The 14,874-nt window shown below is 60.3% G+C and carries 17 protein-coding genes; 3 read left to right on the forward strand and 14 right to left on the reverse strand.

Annotated elements, in window-relative coordinates; genetic code table 11:
- Window positions 1–96: 96 nt before the first annotated feature.
- Both CLM72_RS15585 and CLM72_RS15590 read right to left on the reverse strand, forming a co-directional pair.
- On the reverse strand, window positions 97–726 hold the full coding sequence (locus tag CLM72_RS15585; RefSeq protein ID WP_105227058.1) for a ribonuclease T2: 630 nt from the start codon (window positions 724–726) through the stop codon (window positions 97–99).
- Between the two features lie 45 nt (window positions 727–771).
- Window positions 772–1,749 carry a Gfo/Idh/MocA family protein gene (locus CLM72_RS15590; RefSeq protein WP_105227059.1) on the reverse strand — a complete coding sequence of 326 codons (978 nt, stop codon included), beginning with the start codon at window positions 1,747–1,749 and terminating at the stop codon, window positions 772–774.
- Between the two features lie 126 nt (window positions 1,750–1,875).
- Between CLM72_RS15590 and CLM72_RS15595 the strand changes: the two genes are divergently transcribed.
- On the forward strand, window positions 1,876–2,238 hold the full coding sequence (locus CLM72_RS15595) for an NUDIX hydrolase (protein WP_014718243.1): 363 nt from the start codon (window positions 1,876–1,878) through the stop codon (window positions 2,236–2,238).
- A 15-nt stretch (window positions 2,239–2,253) separates the two neighbouring features.
- On the opposite strand, the gene CLM72_RS15600 is transcribed toward CLM72_RS15595, so the two are convergent.
- The 10 genes from CLM72_RS15600 to CLM72_RS15645 form a co-directional block, all read right to left on the reverse strand.
- Window positions 2,254–2,502, reverse strand: coding sequence for a DUF1652 domain-containing protein (locus CLM72_RS15600; protein WP_105227060.1), 249 nt, complete (start codon window positions 2,500–2,502; stop codon window positions 2,254–2,256).
- A gap of 400 nt (window positions 2,503–2,902) precedes the next feature.
- On the reverse strand, window positions 2,903–3,163 hold the full coding sequence (locus tag CLM72_RS15605) for a hypothetical protein (RefSeq protein ID WP_105227061.1): 261 nt from the start codon (window positions 3,161–3,163) through the stop codon (window positions 2,903–2,905).
- A 4-nt stretch (window positions 3,164–3,167) separates the two neighbouring features.
- Window positions 3,168–3,389 carry a hypothetical protein gene (locus CLM72_RS15610; protein ID WP_105227062.1) on the reverse strand — a complete coding sequence of 74 codons (222 nt, stop codon included), beginning with the start codon at window positions 3,387–3,389 and terminating at the stop codon, window positions 3,168–3,170.
- 96 nt (window positions 3,390–3,485) lie between these two features.
- Window positions 3,486–3,815, reverse strand: coding sequence for a hypothetical protein (locus tag CLM72_RS15615; RefSeq protein WP_003191756.1), 330 nt, complete (start codon window positions 3,813–3,815; stop codon window positions 3,486–3,488).
- A gap of 110 nt (window positions 3,816–3,925) precedes the next feature.
- On the reverse strand, window positions 3,926–4,999 hold the full coding sequence (locus CLM72_RS15620) for a class I SAM-dependent methyltransferase (RefSeq protein WP_014718237.1): 1,074 nt from the start codon (window positions 4,997–4,999) through the stop codon (window positions 3,926–3,928).
- Window positions 5,000–5,044: 45 nt separating this feature from the next.
- Window positions 5,045–6,493 carry an adenylosuccinate lyase family protein gene (locus CLM72_RS15625; RefSeq protein ID WP_105227063.1) on the reverse strand — a complete coding sequence of 483 codons (1,449 nt, stop codon included), beginning with the start codon at window positions 6,491–6,493 and terminating at the stop codon, window positions 5,045–5,047.
- Complete coding sequence (gene purB / locus CLM72_RS15630) at window positions 6,493–7,926, reverse strand: adenylosuccinate lyase (RefSeq protein WP_105227064.1); 1,434 nt, start codon at window positions 7,924–7,926, stop codon at window positions 6,493–6,495. The genes CLM72_RS15625 and purB overlap by 1 nt, the downstream gene beginning before the upstream one ends.
- A 29-nt stretch (window positions 7,927–7,955) precedes the next feature.
- Window positions 7,956–8,942, reverse strand: a complete 987-nt coding sequence (locus CLM72_RS15635; protein ID WP_105227065.1) for an HOASN domain-containing protein — start codon at window positions 8,940–8,942, stop codon at window positions 7,956–7,958.
- A 39-nt stretch (window positions 8,943–8,981) separates the two neighbouring features.
- Window positions 8,982–9,977, reverse strand: a complete 996-nt coding sequence (locus tag CLM72_RS15640; RefSeq protein WP_105227066.1) for an HOASN domain-containing protein — start codon at window positions 9,975–9,977, stop codon at window positions 8,982–8,984.
- A gap of 315 nt (window positions 9,978–10,292) precedes the next feature.
- Window positions 10,293–12,362 (reverse strand): EAL domain-containing protein, encoded by a 2,070-nt coding sequence (locus CLM72_RS15645; RefSeq protein ID WP_057974849.1) that lies wholly within the window; start codon window positions 12,360–12,362, stop codon window positions 10,293–10,295.
- A 344-nt stretch (window positions 12,363–12,706) separates the two neighbouring features.
- On the opposite strand from CLM72_RS15645, the gene CLM72_RS15650 reads away from it, so the two are divergent.
- Together CLM72_RS15650 and CLM72_RS15655 are read left to right on the forward strand one after the other, a co-directional pair.
- Window positions 12,707–12,961, forward strand: a complete 255-nt coding sequence (locus CLM72_RS15650; protein WP_232914494.1) for a hypothetical protein — start codon at window positions 12,707–12,709, stop codon at window positions 12,959–12,961.
- Window positions 12,962–12,972: 11 nt separating this feature from the next.
- Window positions 12,973–13,302 (forward strand): DUF6388 family protein, encoded by a 330-nt coding sequence (locus CLM72_RS15655; protein ID WP_105227068.1) that lies wholly within the window; start codon window positions 12,973–12,975, stop codon window positions 13,300–13,302.
- A gap of 8 nt (window positions 13,303–13,310) precedes the next feature.
- Here the strand turns inward: CLM72_RS15655 and CLM72_RS15660 are convergent, their stop codons facing one another.
- Complete coding sequence (locus tag CLM72_RS15660; RefSeq protein WP_105227069.1) at window positions 13,311–14,153, reverse strand: serine/threonine-protein kinase; 843 nt, start codon at window positions 14,151–14,153, stop codon at window positions 13,311–13,313.
- Window positions 14,150–14,872: a PP2C family serine/threonine-protein phosphatase gene (locus CLM72_RS15665; RefSeq protein ID WP_105227070.1), complete on the reverse strand. Its 723-nt coding sequence runs from the start codon at window positions 14,870–14,872 to the stop codon at window positions 14,150–14,152. Before CLM72_RS15665 ends, CLM72_RS15660 begins: the two co-directional genes overlap by 4 nt.
- Window positions 14,873–14,874: the final 2 nt, after the last annotated feature.

Genomic DNA, 14,874 nt, shown 5'->3' on the forward strand with positions numbered 1-14,874 from the left:
GGGGCGTCAGGTAGATAGCCATCGGCTGGCACGCCGCCATCGCCGCGATACGGCGACCCAACAAGCCAGCTTTCATAGTGGGATCCAGGGCATCTCTCAGCGCTGGGTGGGAATACGAATATCGCCCCTCCGACATTGGCTCTTCACACTGCGCGGGCAACCGGCAAACGCGAGATCCTTGGTCAGGCACACCCGCACTTCCGACAGCACCTTGCCCTTGCAGATCACCGCCATACCGTGGTTGCCCATGCGTGGGTTGCTTTCGCGAAACAGCGCCTCGATCTCGTGGGCCTGCAATGACGGCGGCGTATTGAACGGCTGCAGTTGCTGCGGAATGGCAACCGCACCGAGCGCCACATCGGTCTTCTCCAGATACTCCAACGGCTCCAGCCCACTGCAGGTGCCATGCTTGGCCCATTCATGCTTGAGCAGCGTGCGGGTGGGAAACAGCGCCGCGCCCTTGTCCATTTCTGCCTCGCTCAAGCGCGTCTGCGGTGTGCAGGACGCAGGCCACCCTCCTCGCGCGTATTGCGGCCACAAACCATGCAGCACAAAGCCGTAGCCTTTACCTGAGCATTGCTCGTTGCCTGGGTGCGTGAGGCAAAACGTGGGTGACCACGAGAGCGATAGCACATAGAAATCAAACTCACCCGCCTGCCCTTGGCTGCGTGGCGCCGCCGTTACCGCGGTGGCCATCAGCAGCCACACCACCATCCAGTATTTCATCCCGGTATTCCTTTAAAAGAGTAAAGCCTTACGCTATCGCCACGCCTAGGGATGCTGGGAGTAACGGTGTAACACCTTGTCCAGGATGATATCGGTCTTCAGCGCTTCGATGCCCAGCGACGGATGCTCGGCCTCGCCACGAATATGCGCGTTCATGTTCATGACATGGTGCCATTGAATATGGATGTGACACGGCACGTCCAACACCTCGGTGGTCTCGCCTTCAAGACGCAGCGGCTGGTCCTCGAACACCGAAAACTGAATACGACCGCGACTGCCGATCAGTTCGACCCGGTCTTCGCGTCGGTCCGCCACAAAATTCCAGCAGCCCATGCCCAATGCACCGCTGGCAAATGTCCAGCAGGCCGTCACGGCATCTTCTGCCGCGTAGCGCCCAGCCTGTCGCGCCGAAAAGCCTGAGACCTCGACGATGTCCCCGGCCAGGTACTGGAACAGGTCGAACCCATGGCTCGCCAGGTCGGCAAAGTAACCGCCACCGGCAATGGCCGGATCGGTGCGCCAATTGGTGGCGTCGGAGTCTGTTACGGCAGCGGGTTTGCACAAGGTCCAGGTCAGGTGGCGCAACTCACCGATACGGCCTTCCTGCAGCCAAGTGCGCACTTGCTGGAAGCGTGGCAATGAACGCCGGTAGTAGGAGACAAACAGGTGCAGCCCGGCGCGCTCGAATGTGCGCTGCATCAACGCGCTCTGTTCAGCATTCAGCGACATCGGCTTTTCGACGCAACAATGTTTGCCCGCCGCGGCCACTCTCAGGGCGTACTCAAGGTGACTGGCGGGCGGAGTGGCGATGTAGACCGCATCCACCTCGGGGTCATCGATCAAGGCCTGGGCATCGGTATAGCAACGAGCAATGCCATGGCGCGCCGCATAATCGCGCACCGCCTCGGCACGCCGCCCCATCACGGCGACCAATGCCGAACCTGGCGCTTTATAGAAAGCCGGTCCACTCTTCAATTCAGTGACACTGCCACAGCCGATCATGCCCCAGCGTATGGTCTTCATCTAATGTCCTCGGTCGTATTCGTCAATCGGGCAGTATCCACATACCGGCCCTGGCGCGCCATAACCACTTAGCATGACATTTGCATTACACTTTTATGACATTCATCCGGCGCGGGGGCACATCCGATGAAAATTAGGGCGACTGTCATTTGCGAACATGAGGGGCACATCCTCTTCGTGCGTAAAGCCAGATCAAAATGGGCATTGCCCGGCGGGAAAGTAGAAGCGCACGAGCGCCCGGTAGGCGCGGCGGAACGCGAGCTGGAAGAAGAAACCGGTTTAAACGTGGACGGCTTGCTGTACCTGCAGGAGCTCAAGGCCCGCGACACCGTCCACCATGTGTTCGAGGCCTCGGTGGTCAATATCGACGAGGCACGGCCGTGCAACGAGATTGTCGATTGCCAGTGGTATGCCTACAGCGCCCTGGATGAGCTGGACACCACGGACGCCACCCGCCACATCGTCAAATCCTTCCTGCGGCGCCTCTGACGCGCTGGACGGCCGCTAACCTACCGCAGCAAACCCACGGCGCCCGGCCTTTATCTCGGTACGCAACTCACCAATCAGGTTGGAGATGGCACGGATGCTGTCCAGGCCCTCGGGCGATACACGGGTCAACAGCAAGTCGACACGACCGGACGTGGGCTCGAACACGCTGATGCGCAGCGAGCCGTCGCTGTTGAGGCAGCACTCGCACGCAAGCGGCAGGAAGCCTGAGGCCATGATGCGGTTGAATTCGGTGATGGAAATCATGATCAGCCCCCCGTCCCTGGGTTCTACCCGATTGAGGTGATGCAAGCAGCATAGATAAGGTTTTGCCGGCCGCCGGACAATTAATGCAAAAGTGTTAGCCAGCCCTCACTTTGTAGGGCGTCACCGGCCATGAACGACAGGCCGAGATTAAATCGCGGGCAAAAAAAATCCCAAGTAGCTGATGGAAACTTGGGATTTAAAAATGCATAAACCGTGGGAGGTGAACGCCCGGCTATAGTAGCGATTGTAAAAACATGTAACAAGATTATTTTAATCCTTTCGTCGGATTGAAAGCGTCGTAAGTCATTCAATAACCACATGTTTTTTAAGGTGGAAGGCAGTACTCGTGCTACTTTTTGGTGCAAGTAACGACAGTAAGTCCCTGTAGAAAAAATGGTTATTAATCGGGCGCAGCGCTTTCAATTAACTGTTCACTTAACTGCTTGCATGTTTCTTGAAGGGCCTCACGACTGGAAGCTGTGGCGCCCACCACGGCCTCCAGATGACGACACAGCGTCAGGCGTTCAGCCGCCTCTTCGCGCTGGCGGTCGACCTTGGCGTTAAGTTGAATGAAATAGAACCCCAGCAGCACGGCGACGCCAAGCACACCCACCGCGAGGTAGCGCAAGCTGTTGGATGATGGAGGCTCCGGGGCATTCATGGCCTTATGGCGCCCTGCGCTTTTCATAACGAACGTCATCACCATCGACCGGCCCCACAACGGACCAGCCGCAAGGTGCTGCGCGCAACGTATCGCTCAATACCTGCGGGGTAATCCCCAGGCCAGCCATCTGTTCAAGGCTCAGGTGGTTTTGCACTACCGAGGTGCGAATCGCGCACAGCGTGTCGACGTCATCAGGTGTCGCCGTTCGAATCAGCACTTGCATACCCGCCTCCATCAAGAAGTGCGCAATTGTATGCAAATACTCACACGGGGTTTGTCGTGGATTTGTAAAGGCCCCACGGCTGGTGCGGGCTACGGATTACTTGCGCGCGACCTTGTAGCGCAGGCAATCCTGGTAAAAGCTTTGACGAATCGCCTCGGGCTTGAGCCTTGAGCGGCTGTCATAGGTCTGCTCGGTGATGCCCATGGCCATCATGCGCATCCACGATTTGCTGAACTTGAGGGTCTGGATCTTCTGCCGGGCCGCGTATAGCGAAACGCCGGATAACTTTAGCTCCTGGGCCCTGGCGGCCGTGCCTGCGCCCCAACTGCACATGTACTTGTCACCCTCGCGCAATTCCCTGGCCTGCGCGACAGTCGCGCCGCCGGCCAGGGAGCAGGCAATCAGCATCATTCCCACAGAGCGCATTTGCATCCTCACCTAACCACCTGAAAATAAAAGTGATTTTGGCGAGGATTTTGTTACAAAGGGGCCATTAAATTGCCTTACTGCGCAAAGCGACTCGTGGATGCTTCCTATCAAGGCTTGAGTTCGAAGAGCGCCGGCATCGGTGGCCACTGCGAAGGCACTTTACGAAAGCGGCTGAACCCGGCTGCCTCAGCCATCTGGCGGGCACGCTTCTCGCCCATGAATGCCCCCAGCCCTGCCCCACCATGGGACAGCGAACAGGTCATGCAATAGAGCGTGCTCTGCGGGTACATGACGCGCCCGAACAAGTTCATGTTCTCGTGCAGTTCTTCGGACAGGTTGAGCTCCACCATCAGGTAGGTACCGTCTTCGGCCGTGGCGGCGCGCAAATCCTTGAGCATCTGCTGAGGGTCGGTGGCATCGTGGATCACCACAAAGGTGGTCACGAAGTCGAATTGCTGGCCGCGCAAGGCATCGGAGTCGTTCACCTCGAATTGCACCCGGTCACCCACGCCAGCCGCCTCGGCGTTGGCCCGCGCCAACTCGATGGAAGGCAGGTGGAAATCGCAGCCGACAATGCGCGCCTCGGGGTAGGCCTTGGCCATGGTGATCGCTGCAAGGCCCGCACCGCAGCCGAAATCCAGCACACTGCCGCCGGTCTTGAGCTTCTCTTCGACGCCGTCCAGGGATGGAATCCAGTGCTGGACCAGGTAGTGCTTGTACCAGGGCATGGTCATGCGCTCCATGCCTTTCCAGGTTTCCAGCGGGAACGCCTCTTCAGCGCAACCACCACCATGGCGGAAGGCCTCGATGACCTTGGGCGCCATGCTCACGAACGGCACGCTCAGCTGGATAATGCCACCGGCAAAATACGGCGAGTCTTCATCGGCCAGCACCGGCACAAACTCGGCGGGCATTTGGTAACGGCGGGTTTGCGCGTCGTAGGTCACATAATTGCCGGTGGCCATGCTGCCCAGCCATTCGCGCAAGTAACGTGCGTTGTAGCCGGTCTTGTGCGCCAACTCTTCCAGGGTCACCGCCTGGCCGTCGGCCAAAGCCTTGAACAAACCGAGCTGGTCGCCGATGTAGAGCATGGCGCCGCGCAGCGTGTTGCCGTAATCCTCCATGATGCGCGCCGAAAACTGCTGGACCTTGGCTTTATCAACTTCCATAACGTTGGACATCTGTCGCTCCTTGATGAATTTGCGAATCTGTTCAGAGATCAATGGTTAGTGGCCAGCGAGTTTGGCCAGTACGTTGTCAACGATGCGCCCGGACATGCCCAGGTGCGTACGGGGCTCGAACAGCCGGGCCAGGGCGCCGTCATTCATGACCGCAAGCACCCGCGCATCGGCCTCGATTGCCTCGCGGATCGACACGTGATTGCGCTGGCTGGCCTGGGATACTTCGAAGATGATCTGGTAGGCGCTGCTCTTGCCCAGCTTGCGCGCCATTTCGAACACCACCGCTTCGGTGCAGATGGCATCGCCATAGGCCTGGGCGGTGCCTTCCATCTTCTGCACATTCACGGTGAGCCCATCGATGGTCTCGGTCAGAATCGAGAGCGCCATCAGCGCATAGTGGGAGACGTCCGCGACCGCGCACCACTCCAAGCGCGTACCGCGGTAATCGCGCTCATGCTCAAGAATCATCGCGTCCAGCGCGAGCATGACCTGGGCCTTGGCCAGCCGTGCCAACACCACCACCTGCTCGCAGCCTTCGGGGTTGCGTTTGTGCGGCATGGTGCTGCTGCCGATCTGCTGGTCGCTCCAGCCCACTTCCACTTCAGCGATTTCCCAACGATTGAGCGTACGGATTTCATCGGCTACGCGGGCCAGCGAGGCGGTGACCATGGCCAGGGTGCTGACGAACTCCGCAACGCGGTCACGGGACACATGCCAGCCTGTCAGGGGCACTTGCAGCGACAACCGCTGGGCAAAACGCTCCAGCATCGGCATGGCGTCCGGGCCGAACGCCGCCATGGTGCCGACCCCGCCGAACAGTTGCACCACCAGTACACGCTGGCGGGCTTCGGCCAAGCGCTGCCGGTGGCGCAACAGCTCATCGATCCAGCCGGCGACCTTCAGCCCGAAGGTGGTCGGCAAAGCGGGAATCGAGTGGGTCCTGGCGACCATCAGCGAGTCACGGTGCGCATCGGCCAGGGTCGACAACTTGCCCAGCAAAGTCTCCAGGGCCTGATCCATCGCATCAAGAACATCGCGCATCTCCAGGGATTGGGCGGTGTCCTGGATGTCTTGGGTGGTAGCGCCGTAATGCACGTATTCACGGGCACTGGGGCTACAATTTTTTTGCAGGGCGCTCAGCAATGGCATCAGCGAATGCCCAGTGGCAGCCACGCCCTCGGCCAGTTGGCGCACATTGATGCCCGATAGCAACGCGGCCTTTTCGATCTCCAGGGCCGCCTCGCGCGGGATGATGTTGACATCGGCCTGGGCCATGGCCAGCGCAGCTTCCACGTCCAGCCAACGTTGCAGGCGACAATGACTGCAGAAGATCTTGCGGCTCTGCGGGCCGGCATAACCCGAACCGTGGGTTTTCGAATCGAGGATGTGGCTGTGTTCGTGGCGGCATTGCTCGCCGTCATGATCAAAGCCCGGGTGGTCCGAACGTGCGGTGCAAGACGCACGGGCTGTCTTTTCCAATGTTTGCGCATCCATCACATACCCTCCGTAGCGTACAGGGACTGACTGGTATTGCCTTGGGTTGCCATCACTGCTTCAGCGCCATCGCCTGAAGCGCGAGGTCGTGCTTTAGTTGCCACCAGATCGACCATCTCGGCCGCCAGCCCTGTGTAGGCTGTCGGGTCAAGCAAGTCATCGAGCGTTTGCGCGCTGAAACAACCGCGCAGCCGAGGGTCGCCAAGCAGCGCGTCGCGAAAGCAAACGCCCGCGTCCTGGGCCTGCAGGGCGATGTCGTGCACCAGATGATGGGCCGTCTGCTTGCCACACCGAGGCGCCAGCGCAAGCATCACGCGCTCCGACAGGATCAGCCCGCCCAGCAAGTCCAGGTTGCTGCGCATGCGCGCTTCACGCACCTGCAGCCCAGCCTGCAGCAAGCCTTCCATACGAGCGAGCACCGCACCGGCGTAAATGAACAGCTCGGGTAAGGCCGCCCATTCGATGCGCCAGGTGGTGCCGTCACGCTCGTGCATCTGGAAAGCGGCGTCGGTCAGCGCAACCATCTGCGCGCGCACCAGCCGCGACAGCGCGCTGATCAGGTCCACCGTCGATGGGTTTTGCTTGTGGGGCATGGTGCTACTCCCCACTTGCCCGGCTCGCCGCCCCTCGCGCACTTCGTCGATCTCGGTGCGCTGCAGGTGGTAGATCTCATTGGCGACACGGCCCAACGTCGCCGACGCCTGCACCAGCAACCACGCGGCTTCCAGGATTCGGTCGCGGGCGCTGTGCCAACTGCTCAACGGTGCCGACAGGCCGAGGCTTTCCAGGGTACGGCGCTGCACTTCCAAACCCTGCGGGCCAAGCCCGGCCAGGGTGCCCACGGCGCCGGTCAGGTTGCCGACCATCACCCGGGCGTAGGCTTCTTCAAAGCGTTCAAGGTGTCGATCAATCTCATCGACCCACACCGCCACCTTGTAGCCGAACGTGGTGGGCAATGCGTGTTGACCATGGGTCCTGGCAACCATCGGCGTGTGCTTATGGCGCAGGGCGAGCGTGAGCAGATGCCCACGGATCCCGCACAAGCGCTGCACCGCCAGGCCCCAGGCATCGCGGATTTGCAGGATCAGCCCGGTGTCGAGGATGTCCTGGGTGGTCACGCCGTAATGCACGTATTCGCCCAGCCCATCGGCGCATAACCCCTGCAATGCGCGCAGGGTCGGCACCAGGATGTGCCCGGTTTCCAGGCCTTCGCGCCCCAACGCGTCGAGGTCCAGCAGTTCCACGCTGGCTACCCGGGCAATCTCCCGGGCGGCCTCGTGGGGGATGAGGCCCATCTGCGCCTGGGTCGCCGCCAGCGCTGTTTCAACATCGAGCCACTTCTGCACCTGATTGGCATCAGAGAAGATCGCAGCAAATTCCGGGGACGAGTAAGCGCCCCCGTGGATACGGGATTCAGTGATATGACTTGGCATGTCGAGTTACTCGGGTTGTCCAGGGAGGGCTACTTCACGCGCTGTACTTCTTCCCAGACTGCATCGTAGTAAGCCCGCTCCAGCCGGAAGTGCTCGGCCAAAGACGTCAGGAACGCGTTCTGGAACCCGAGGTCCGGAATACGCCGTGAGATCAGTGCCCATTCACGCTTGGCCCGCGGCGGCACCAGGCTGATATGCACTTCGTAGTACTCCGCATCATCCTGGCTCAAGCCCGCATTGCGCAGGGCGTTGTACAGCTTGCCGTGGTTGCCCGGCACCACCAGTTCGGTGATGTAGAACACCGCCAGGCCCCAGCCGACATCGGGGTTGCGGAAACAGCGTGCGCGGTTGTTGAGGTAGGCGATTTCCTCGGGCATCGTCGAGAGCGCCTCGAAATCGGCATTCAGGCCCACGGCGGCAAGCAGCTTGGCCAACAGGCGGGGGTGGGAGCGCCGCTCGTCTTCTTCGCCCAACTCGCCGTAGAGATAACGCGCCAGGGCGGCCGCCTCGTCGACATCGGTCAGGTTGACCAGCAGGTCGGCGGCATCCCGGTACAGGCGGTACGTGCGGAACCATTGATGGCGCAAAAACACCTGCAGTTGCTCGCGAGAGGCTTTGCCTTCAAACACATACTGCGACATCGGATGGTTTTCCCGCGACTGCGCGGCAATCTGCTCTTCCAGGCGTTGCTGGAAACCAGCCTCGGACAAGGGTGATGCCAGGTCGGCTGACGGCATGAAACGCTCTTGCACGCTATAGACGGCATTGGCCAGCCAGCGCCGGGTCGAGGCGGTGGCCACGTCATCGCTCAGCGACAGGATGTACAGCAATTGCTGGCACTGCGCTGCATTCGCGGCGTCGCCACGTTGGCCGGTCTCGCACAGGGCGCGCAGCATATTGGCGGCAATTTCGATGCGATTGAACGTCGCGTCCGGCTTCAAGGCTTCCGCCAACAGACGGGCTTCGGGCGTGTGAATATTCTGCAATTGCGGCAGGGAAAAATTATGCGGGCTCATCATGTGCTCCATTATTTTTGTTTTCGGATCGCAGGTCGTTCAGGCAGACAGGCGTTGGGCCTGCATCTGCTGCCACAGGCTGTCGAAGTAGGCTTTGTTGATTTCGAAGTGGCGCTTGAGTGCGCGCATGAACGTGCGCTGAAAGCCCTCCTCGCTGGCGAACTTGGCAATCAGTGCCCACATTTCCTCGGTGTCGATTTCATCCTGGGTGCCATGCAAGCGGTGGAATTCGCTGGGCTGCTCTGGAACGTCGAGGCGCTGCAACAGCTCGTAGATGCGCCGATGGTTGACGCAACTGACCGACTCCACCGCATACAGCAGCGCAAGGCCCCAGGCGACATCCGTGTGGCGCACACAGCGAATGCGATTATTCAGGTAGGCCTTTTCCAGCGCATGCAACGCGGGGAAGTCGATGGCCAGCGGAATATCGAAATACTCCATCAGATGGGCGAGCATCGCCGGGTGCGAACGCTCCGGTGTCTCAGCCCCTGCTTCGCCGTACAGGTTGCGGTAAAACACCGAGGCGTCCTCGATGGCTTCGAAGCGAAAGGCCAGTTCGGCCAGCAGGCTGTAGAAGTTGTAGGAACGGGTCCAGTGATGCTCCAGGAAGAAGCGCACATCCTGCACCGGCGGCGTACCTTGGAACAGGTGTACCGACATCGGGTGGTTGACCCGGCTACGTGCGGCGATTTCAGCGTCGACCTGTTGACGGAACTCCTCCACCGGCAACGCGGTGAAGCCCGGCACGTCGGCGGCGAACTCATCTTCGACGCGGTAGACCTCGCTGGCCATCCAGCGCCGGGTCGGCTCGGTGCGCGGGTCACCTGGAATGTGCAATTGCAGCAAGGCTGACTGATAGTGCGCGTAGGCGCCAGCGTCTCCCGACAGGCCTTGTCGAGTCAGTGCGAGCAGCGCTTCCAGCGCGCGGGTGACCTGGGTGTAGTTGGCGCCGGGTTCCAAGGCATTCGTCATCAGCCGCGAGGCGGTGGTGAACAGATCGGAATCCGAGCGTTGTTGCAGGGTAGCAGTATCCATTGATAACCCCTGAATCTTGTTTTTGTGGTTGGACATACTCGGAAAAAAGCCTAAAGGTTCCCGTAGTGGCAAGGTCAACACCTGTAGGAAAATTCTTTCAAGGCTTGGCGATGGGAGGTGATGGCCTCAGGGCGGAGCCCTAAGTAGCCGTTACCGCAAGAATGGATATGTACACGATCCAACTGTATCGGCTGTCAGGCCGTCTTCGCAGGCAAGCCAGCTCCCACATCTAGATCGCGGTGCGTCAGTTAGATCAGCGTCGGCGAGCCAGCTCCCACAGTTGGATCGGGGTGCCAGGTAGATAAGGGTCGGTCATCAGACCAACGCCCTGCGCTCAAGCACAAAGCGCGGCAACTGATCCCCAGGCAGTGCCCTGCTGAAATACCAGCCCTGGATAAACAATTCAGGCCCGTTACTCAAGAACGCCAATTGCTCAGCCGTCTCGACCCCTTCCACTACCACGCCCAGGTCCAGGGCCTCGCAGAAGCGCAACATACCGGTGAGCACCTGGGCGCCTTTAGGGTCGTGCTGGGCAACCACAAAACTGCGGTCGATCTTGATGAAATCCACAGGAAACTGGTGCAGATAGCTCAACGCAGAAAACCCAGTGCCAAAATCATCCAGATAGACCTTGGCCCCCATGGCTTGCAACTTCTGGATGGTCTGGCGGGTGGCCGGGATGTCGCTGACCAGCGCGTCTTCGGTAATTTCCACTGAAACTTGCCCACGGGCCTGGCCAAGAATTTCCACCAGGCGGTCGCCATAGGCGGCATCCTTTAGTGTGGTGCTGGAAATATTGATGGTCATCGGCAGTTCAAAACCCACCTTCTGCCATTTCTGATACTGGCGCACGGCCTGGGATGCCACCCACACATCCACGTCCGGCATCAGCCTGGCGTGCGCCAGCCATTGCAGGAACTCCCACGGCGAATGCACCGTGCCCTGGCTGTCCCGGGCGCGCATCAGCGCCTCGCACCCGGTGCATAAACCGGTGCGGGTGGAGACCTGGGGTTGAAACTCAAGATAGAACTCGTAATCGCTGATCTGCTGGATGCGGTTCAACTCAGCCGCCTGGCGGGCCAATGTCTGGTGGGTGGCCAGCACCGGGTCAAACTCTAACAGACGGCCTTTTTCCTCAAGGCCGCGAAACGTCATGTCCAAAGATTTGAGATACACCGTGCCGCCATCGCTGGACTGACGATGAATCGCTCTCACGTAGGGCGCATACACCAGCGTGCCGGCCCCCAGCAGAACGATCTGCAACACCACCGCCGCCACGTCGCCGTGGGTGCTGAGGTATGCATTGAGCAGCACCGGGGCGGTAAACGGCACGCTGGCCACCGCCGGCGACACCCAGCCCAGTTGCACCACCATCAACGCCACCATCGCGTTGAACGCCGGTACCAGTAGAAACGGTATAAACAGGCGCGGGTTGAGGATGATCGGCAAACCGAACAACAGCACCTCGCTCACATTGAATAACGACAACGGCAAACTCGCCACCGCCAGCAAGCGCATGGACTGGCTTTTGGAAAACAGCAGGATCGCCAGCAGCAGGCATAAGGTTGCCCCCGAACCACCGATAAACGCAAAACTGCCCAGCAAGCCGTTATTGAGCAAGTACAGCACCGGCTCCCCCGCCGCCAACGCTGCGCCATTGAGCGCCACGGCCTGGTCCAGGGCATCGAATAACGGCTGCATGGCATACACGCCGTGAATGCCGAAGAACCACAGCAGCGAATTCATCAGTGTCACAAACAACCCGCTGCCGTAAGGCGTCTGCAACGCATCAAGCACCTGCGGCCCCTGGATTTGCGCCACATGGGGGATCAACAGCAGCAACGACAACACGGTCACCAACGACAAGGCCGTGAGTGCGCCGGGTATCACCATGTTGATGGTGCCCTTGAGGTTATGGCCGACCAGGTCTTGGTTAACCAGGCGTGTCCAGCGAAAGCGGTGCAGCCAGGCAATGGCAGGTACATTGATCAAGGGCGAAGCAATGGCAATAAACAGCAGGAACGTGGCCGAAGCACGCGGGTAATCACGCAGCACGAAGGTGGCGACCACCACATGGGCCAGGCACAGGAAGGCAACCGGCAGCTGTGGCAGACGGTGCTGAATCGCCAACATATAACCGATGGAGGCCGCGACCAGCAGTGGGATCACCGAACTGATCTGTTTATGCAACCCCGCCAGGAAACTCACCACTTGGGGATCGAACCCCAGCGCCAGGGCGCATTCGGACAGAATCAGGAAGCCGGCGGACACCAACAGGCACGGCAGAATCCACAGCAGCCCCTCACGAATCGCACGCAACGACTCCGTGCTGGCCAGGACCGCCAGGCGCTGGGTCAGGAAAAGTTTGAACAGGGTGTGCGCCATGGGCCGTCCTCTGCCTGTCACCGACTGCCGCTGAAGATCAGCGGCCGGAAACACCGCTAACGCTACACGCCCTGATAGCCGAAGCGAAAGCCTTTATCCCCGTCCCAGCCCGGCTTTTTACCAGTGAATGCCGGGCTGCCAGGATAATTCCCTACAGATTTAACGAACTTTCTGACTTGAATCATCCCCTAAGGCTGTCTGAGTCGGTATCATCCGCACGGTTTGTGCGTGTTAAACGATGTTACAACCTGTCTGATAATGGGTACGCACTCAGGGAATCTTGCCTGGAACGACAACAGGCCAAAGGAGAGAACCTCACTATGCAAGACAAGCGCTCAAGTAACATGCGTCCTCTATTCGTCACCATTGTGCTGTGGTTGTGCAGCGTGGTGTTGCTGTTTGTGATCAAGAACGTCATTGAATTGTTTACCGGGCCTGTGGCTGAAACCTGGGTAGACCTGACGCTGGTGCTGATCGCCTACCTGATGTTTTTCTTGCTGGCGCCGTTGCAGAACTGGATGCGACGCAGGTCGCGCAAGCGTGCCCGCCATCACCTCAACGCACGCACGTCCGATGGCAGCTCTCATCCTTCGCGTTAAGGTGTCTACCTGTGTCGGCACCTAACGATACTTATCAGCTTGCACTGGACAGGTTCCTGCGCGAACAACCGCAGGTCGCTGCCGAGTTGGACAGTCTTAACCCGCTGGTAGCCCAGGCCAGGGGCGAAACCCTGGCGCAGTATCGCGCCGAACGCCTGCATGAGGCCTTCGAGGCACACGCTGAACAGCAACAGCTGTTCGCCTGGGAATTGACCCTCAAGCTGACGGCCGATTCCACCGAAGCCTTCGAGGCCCAGCGCCGTGAAGTGCATAAAGAAGTCGCACAGATGGCGGGCATGGACTGGCTGGAGTACTGTCAGTTGCACGGCTTGGCCGTTTGACCTCTACCCTACAAGCGCCAGCGTGGCCGATTGCGCCCCATGACTTGGCGCAACTCGGCGACCGTTATGCTTCGGTGCTGCGGGTCCACCGCCAGCGCAGCCTGTAATGCCGCCCAGCAATGCCTGGGCAACTGCGCAGGCCGGGACAGCCGGTCCATTGCGCAGCGTTCGCCAACGCGCTTGCCATGGGCCAGTTCGTATAGGATGCAGGCCACGCCGTACAAGTCGGCGGCCGCGGTCAACGCCCCGCCGGCCAACAGTTCCGGGGCTGCGTAGGCAGGTGTCCAGGCATTGAAACGACTGCGGCTGACACTCGGCAAACCCACCCCAGCCTGCCCGGCGGCATGGCCCAGCCCAAAGTCGAACAAGCGCACGCCCTCCTCGCCCACCATGACATTGGCTGGTTTGACGTCACCGTGCAGCACGTTTTGCTGGTGGGTGTAGACCAAGGCATCCAGCAACTGCAAGGCGATGGGTTGCAGTTCGCGCCAGGGCAACCCATAAGGGCATTCCAGCAGCAGACGGTCCAGGGTCAGCCCCTGCAACAACTCCATGGTGAAGAACGCGACCTGGCTGTGTGTGTCGACTTCGAACGAGAACGTCCGTACCACGCGGTCGTGCCGAAGGCTGCGGGTCAACGCAAACTCGTTGTACAACAACACATGCGCATCGGGACATTGGGAAATGGATTCGTCCACCAGCTTGAGCGCCACGTTCGAACAGCGCTCGCCTAATTGCTCGTGCAGCAGGTCGCGCGCACGGTACACCACGCCCATACCCCCTCTGCCCAAGACATGCTCAAGGTGATAACGCCCAACCAGCAGACGCAAGGCTTGTGGGGACGCGCTCAAGGCTGCACGACAACCGCAGTCAGGTCATCGTGTACCGGCCTGCGCAACGCCCCTGCAAATAGCCGATCCACCGCCTGCTGGGGCGTTTGCATACTCAACGCCCGTCCCAGGTCCACATGGCTGAGGGCCTGATACAAACCATCACTGCATAATAAAAATACATCCCCTGGGCGGGTACTGAGTTCCAATGCCTCAAGGTGCAACCGCGAACCCGCGCCCACGGCTCGGGTCAAGGCCCTGGCATCGGGGTAGGCCTGGGCTTGCGCGACGCTGAGGTGACGTTCGTCCATGAGCCGCTGCAGCAACGAATGGTCCTTCGACAATTGGTAGAGACTCTGCCCGCGCCATAGATAGCAGCGACTGTCCCCCGCCCAGAGACAAGCCGCCCGGCCTTTCTCCAGCAGCAGTGCAACTACGGTACTGCCCATCGTCGCGTCACCAGGTGCGCCAGGTTCTGTCCATGCACGCCTCAACCCTTGGTTGACGCCTTGCAAACAGCTGCGAACGGCCTGGATACGCTGATCAAGGTTGCCCTGAGCCGACACGGCTGCCAACTGCCTGACCACCCATTGGCTGGCGACATCCCCGTTGCGATACCCGCCCATGCCGTCCGCAACCGCCCAGCAGCTGCGGCGCGGGTCGTCCAGGAATGCATCCTCGTTGCGCAGCCGCGCCTGCCCCTGCTGCGTACGACCAGCGCTGCGCCAGGGGGCTGCCATCC

This window comes from Pseudomonas sp. MYb193, assembly GCF_002966775.1.
Taxonomy (GTDB): Bacteria; Pseudomonadota; Gammaproteobacteria; order Pseudomonadales; family Pseudomonadaceae; genus Aquipseudomonas; species Aquipseudomonas paracarnis.

What these genes read in the sequence shown, in the direction of transcription:
- CLM72_RS15585 (WP_105227058.1), bottom strand. Translation starts at nt 726, where the DNA reads ATGAAATACTGGATGGTGGTGTGGCTGCTGATGGCCACCGCGGTAACG.
- CLM72_RS15590 (WP_105227059.1), bottom strand. Translation starts at nt 1,749, where the DNA reads ATGAAGACCATACGCTGGGGCATGATCGGCTGTGGCAGTGTCACTGAA.
- CLM72_RS15595 (WP_014718243.1), top strand. Translation starts at nt 1,876, where the DNA reads ATGAAAATTAGGGCGACTGTCATTTGCGAACATGAGGGGCACATCCTC.
- CLM72_RS15600 (WP_105227060.1), bottom strand. Translation starts at nt 2,502, where the DNA reads ATGATTTCCATCACCGAATTCAACCGCATCATGGCCTCAGGCTTCCTG.
- CLM72_RS15605 (WP_105227061.1), bottom strand. Translation starts at nt 3,163, where the DNA reads ATGAATGCCCCGGAGCCTCCATCATCCAACAGCTTGCGCTACCTCGCG.
- CLM72_RS15610 (WP_105227062.1), bottom strand. Translation starts at nt 3,389, where the DNA reads ATGCAAGTGCTGATTCGAACGGCGACACCTGATGACGTCGACACGCTG.
- CLM72_RS15615 (WP_003191756.1), bottom strand. Translation starts at nt 3,815, where the DNA reads ATGCGCTCTGTGGGAATGATGCTGATTGCCTGCTCCCTGGCCGGCGGC.
- CLM72_RS15620 (WP_014718237.1), bottom strand. Translation starts at nt 4,999, where the DNA reads ATGTCCAACGTTATGGAAGTTGATAAAGCCAAGGTCCAGCAGTTTTCG.
- CLM72_RS15625 (WP_105227063.1), bottom strand. Translation starts at nt 6,493, where the DNA reads ATGGATGCGCAAACATTGGAAAAGACAGCCCGTGCGTCTTGCACCGCA.
- purB (WP_105227064.1), bottom strand. Translation starts at nt 7,926, where the DNA reads ATGCCAAGTCATATCACTGAATCCCGTATCCACGGGGGCGCTTACTCG.
- CLM72_RS15635 (WP_105227065.1), bottom strand. Translation starts at nt 8,942, where the DNA reads ATGAGCCCGCATAATTTTTCCCTGCCGCAATTGCAGAATATTCACACG.
- CLM72_RS15640 (WP_105227066.1), bottom strand. Translation starts at nt 9,977, where the DNA reads ATGGATACTGCTACCCTGCAACAACGCTCGGATTCCGATCTGTTCACC.
- CLM72_RS15645 (WP_057974849.1), bottom strand. Translation starts at nt 12,362, where the DNA reads ATGGCGCACACCCTGTTCAAACTTTTCCTGACCCAGCGCCTGGCGGTC.
- CLM72_RS15650 (WP_232914494.1), top strand. Translation starts at nt 12,707, where the DNA reads ATGCGTCCTCTATTCGTCACCATTGTGCTGTGGTTGTGCAGCGTGGTG.
- CLM72_RS15665 (WP_105227070.1), bottom strand. Translation starts at nt 14,872, where the DNA reads ATGGCAGCCCCCTGGCGCAGCGCTGGTCGTACGCAGCAGGGGCAGGCG.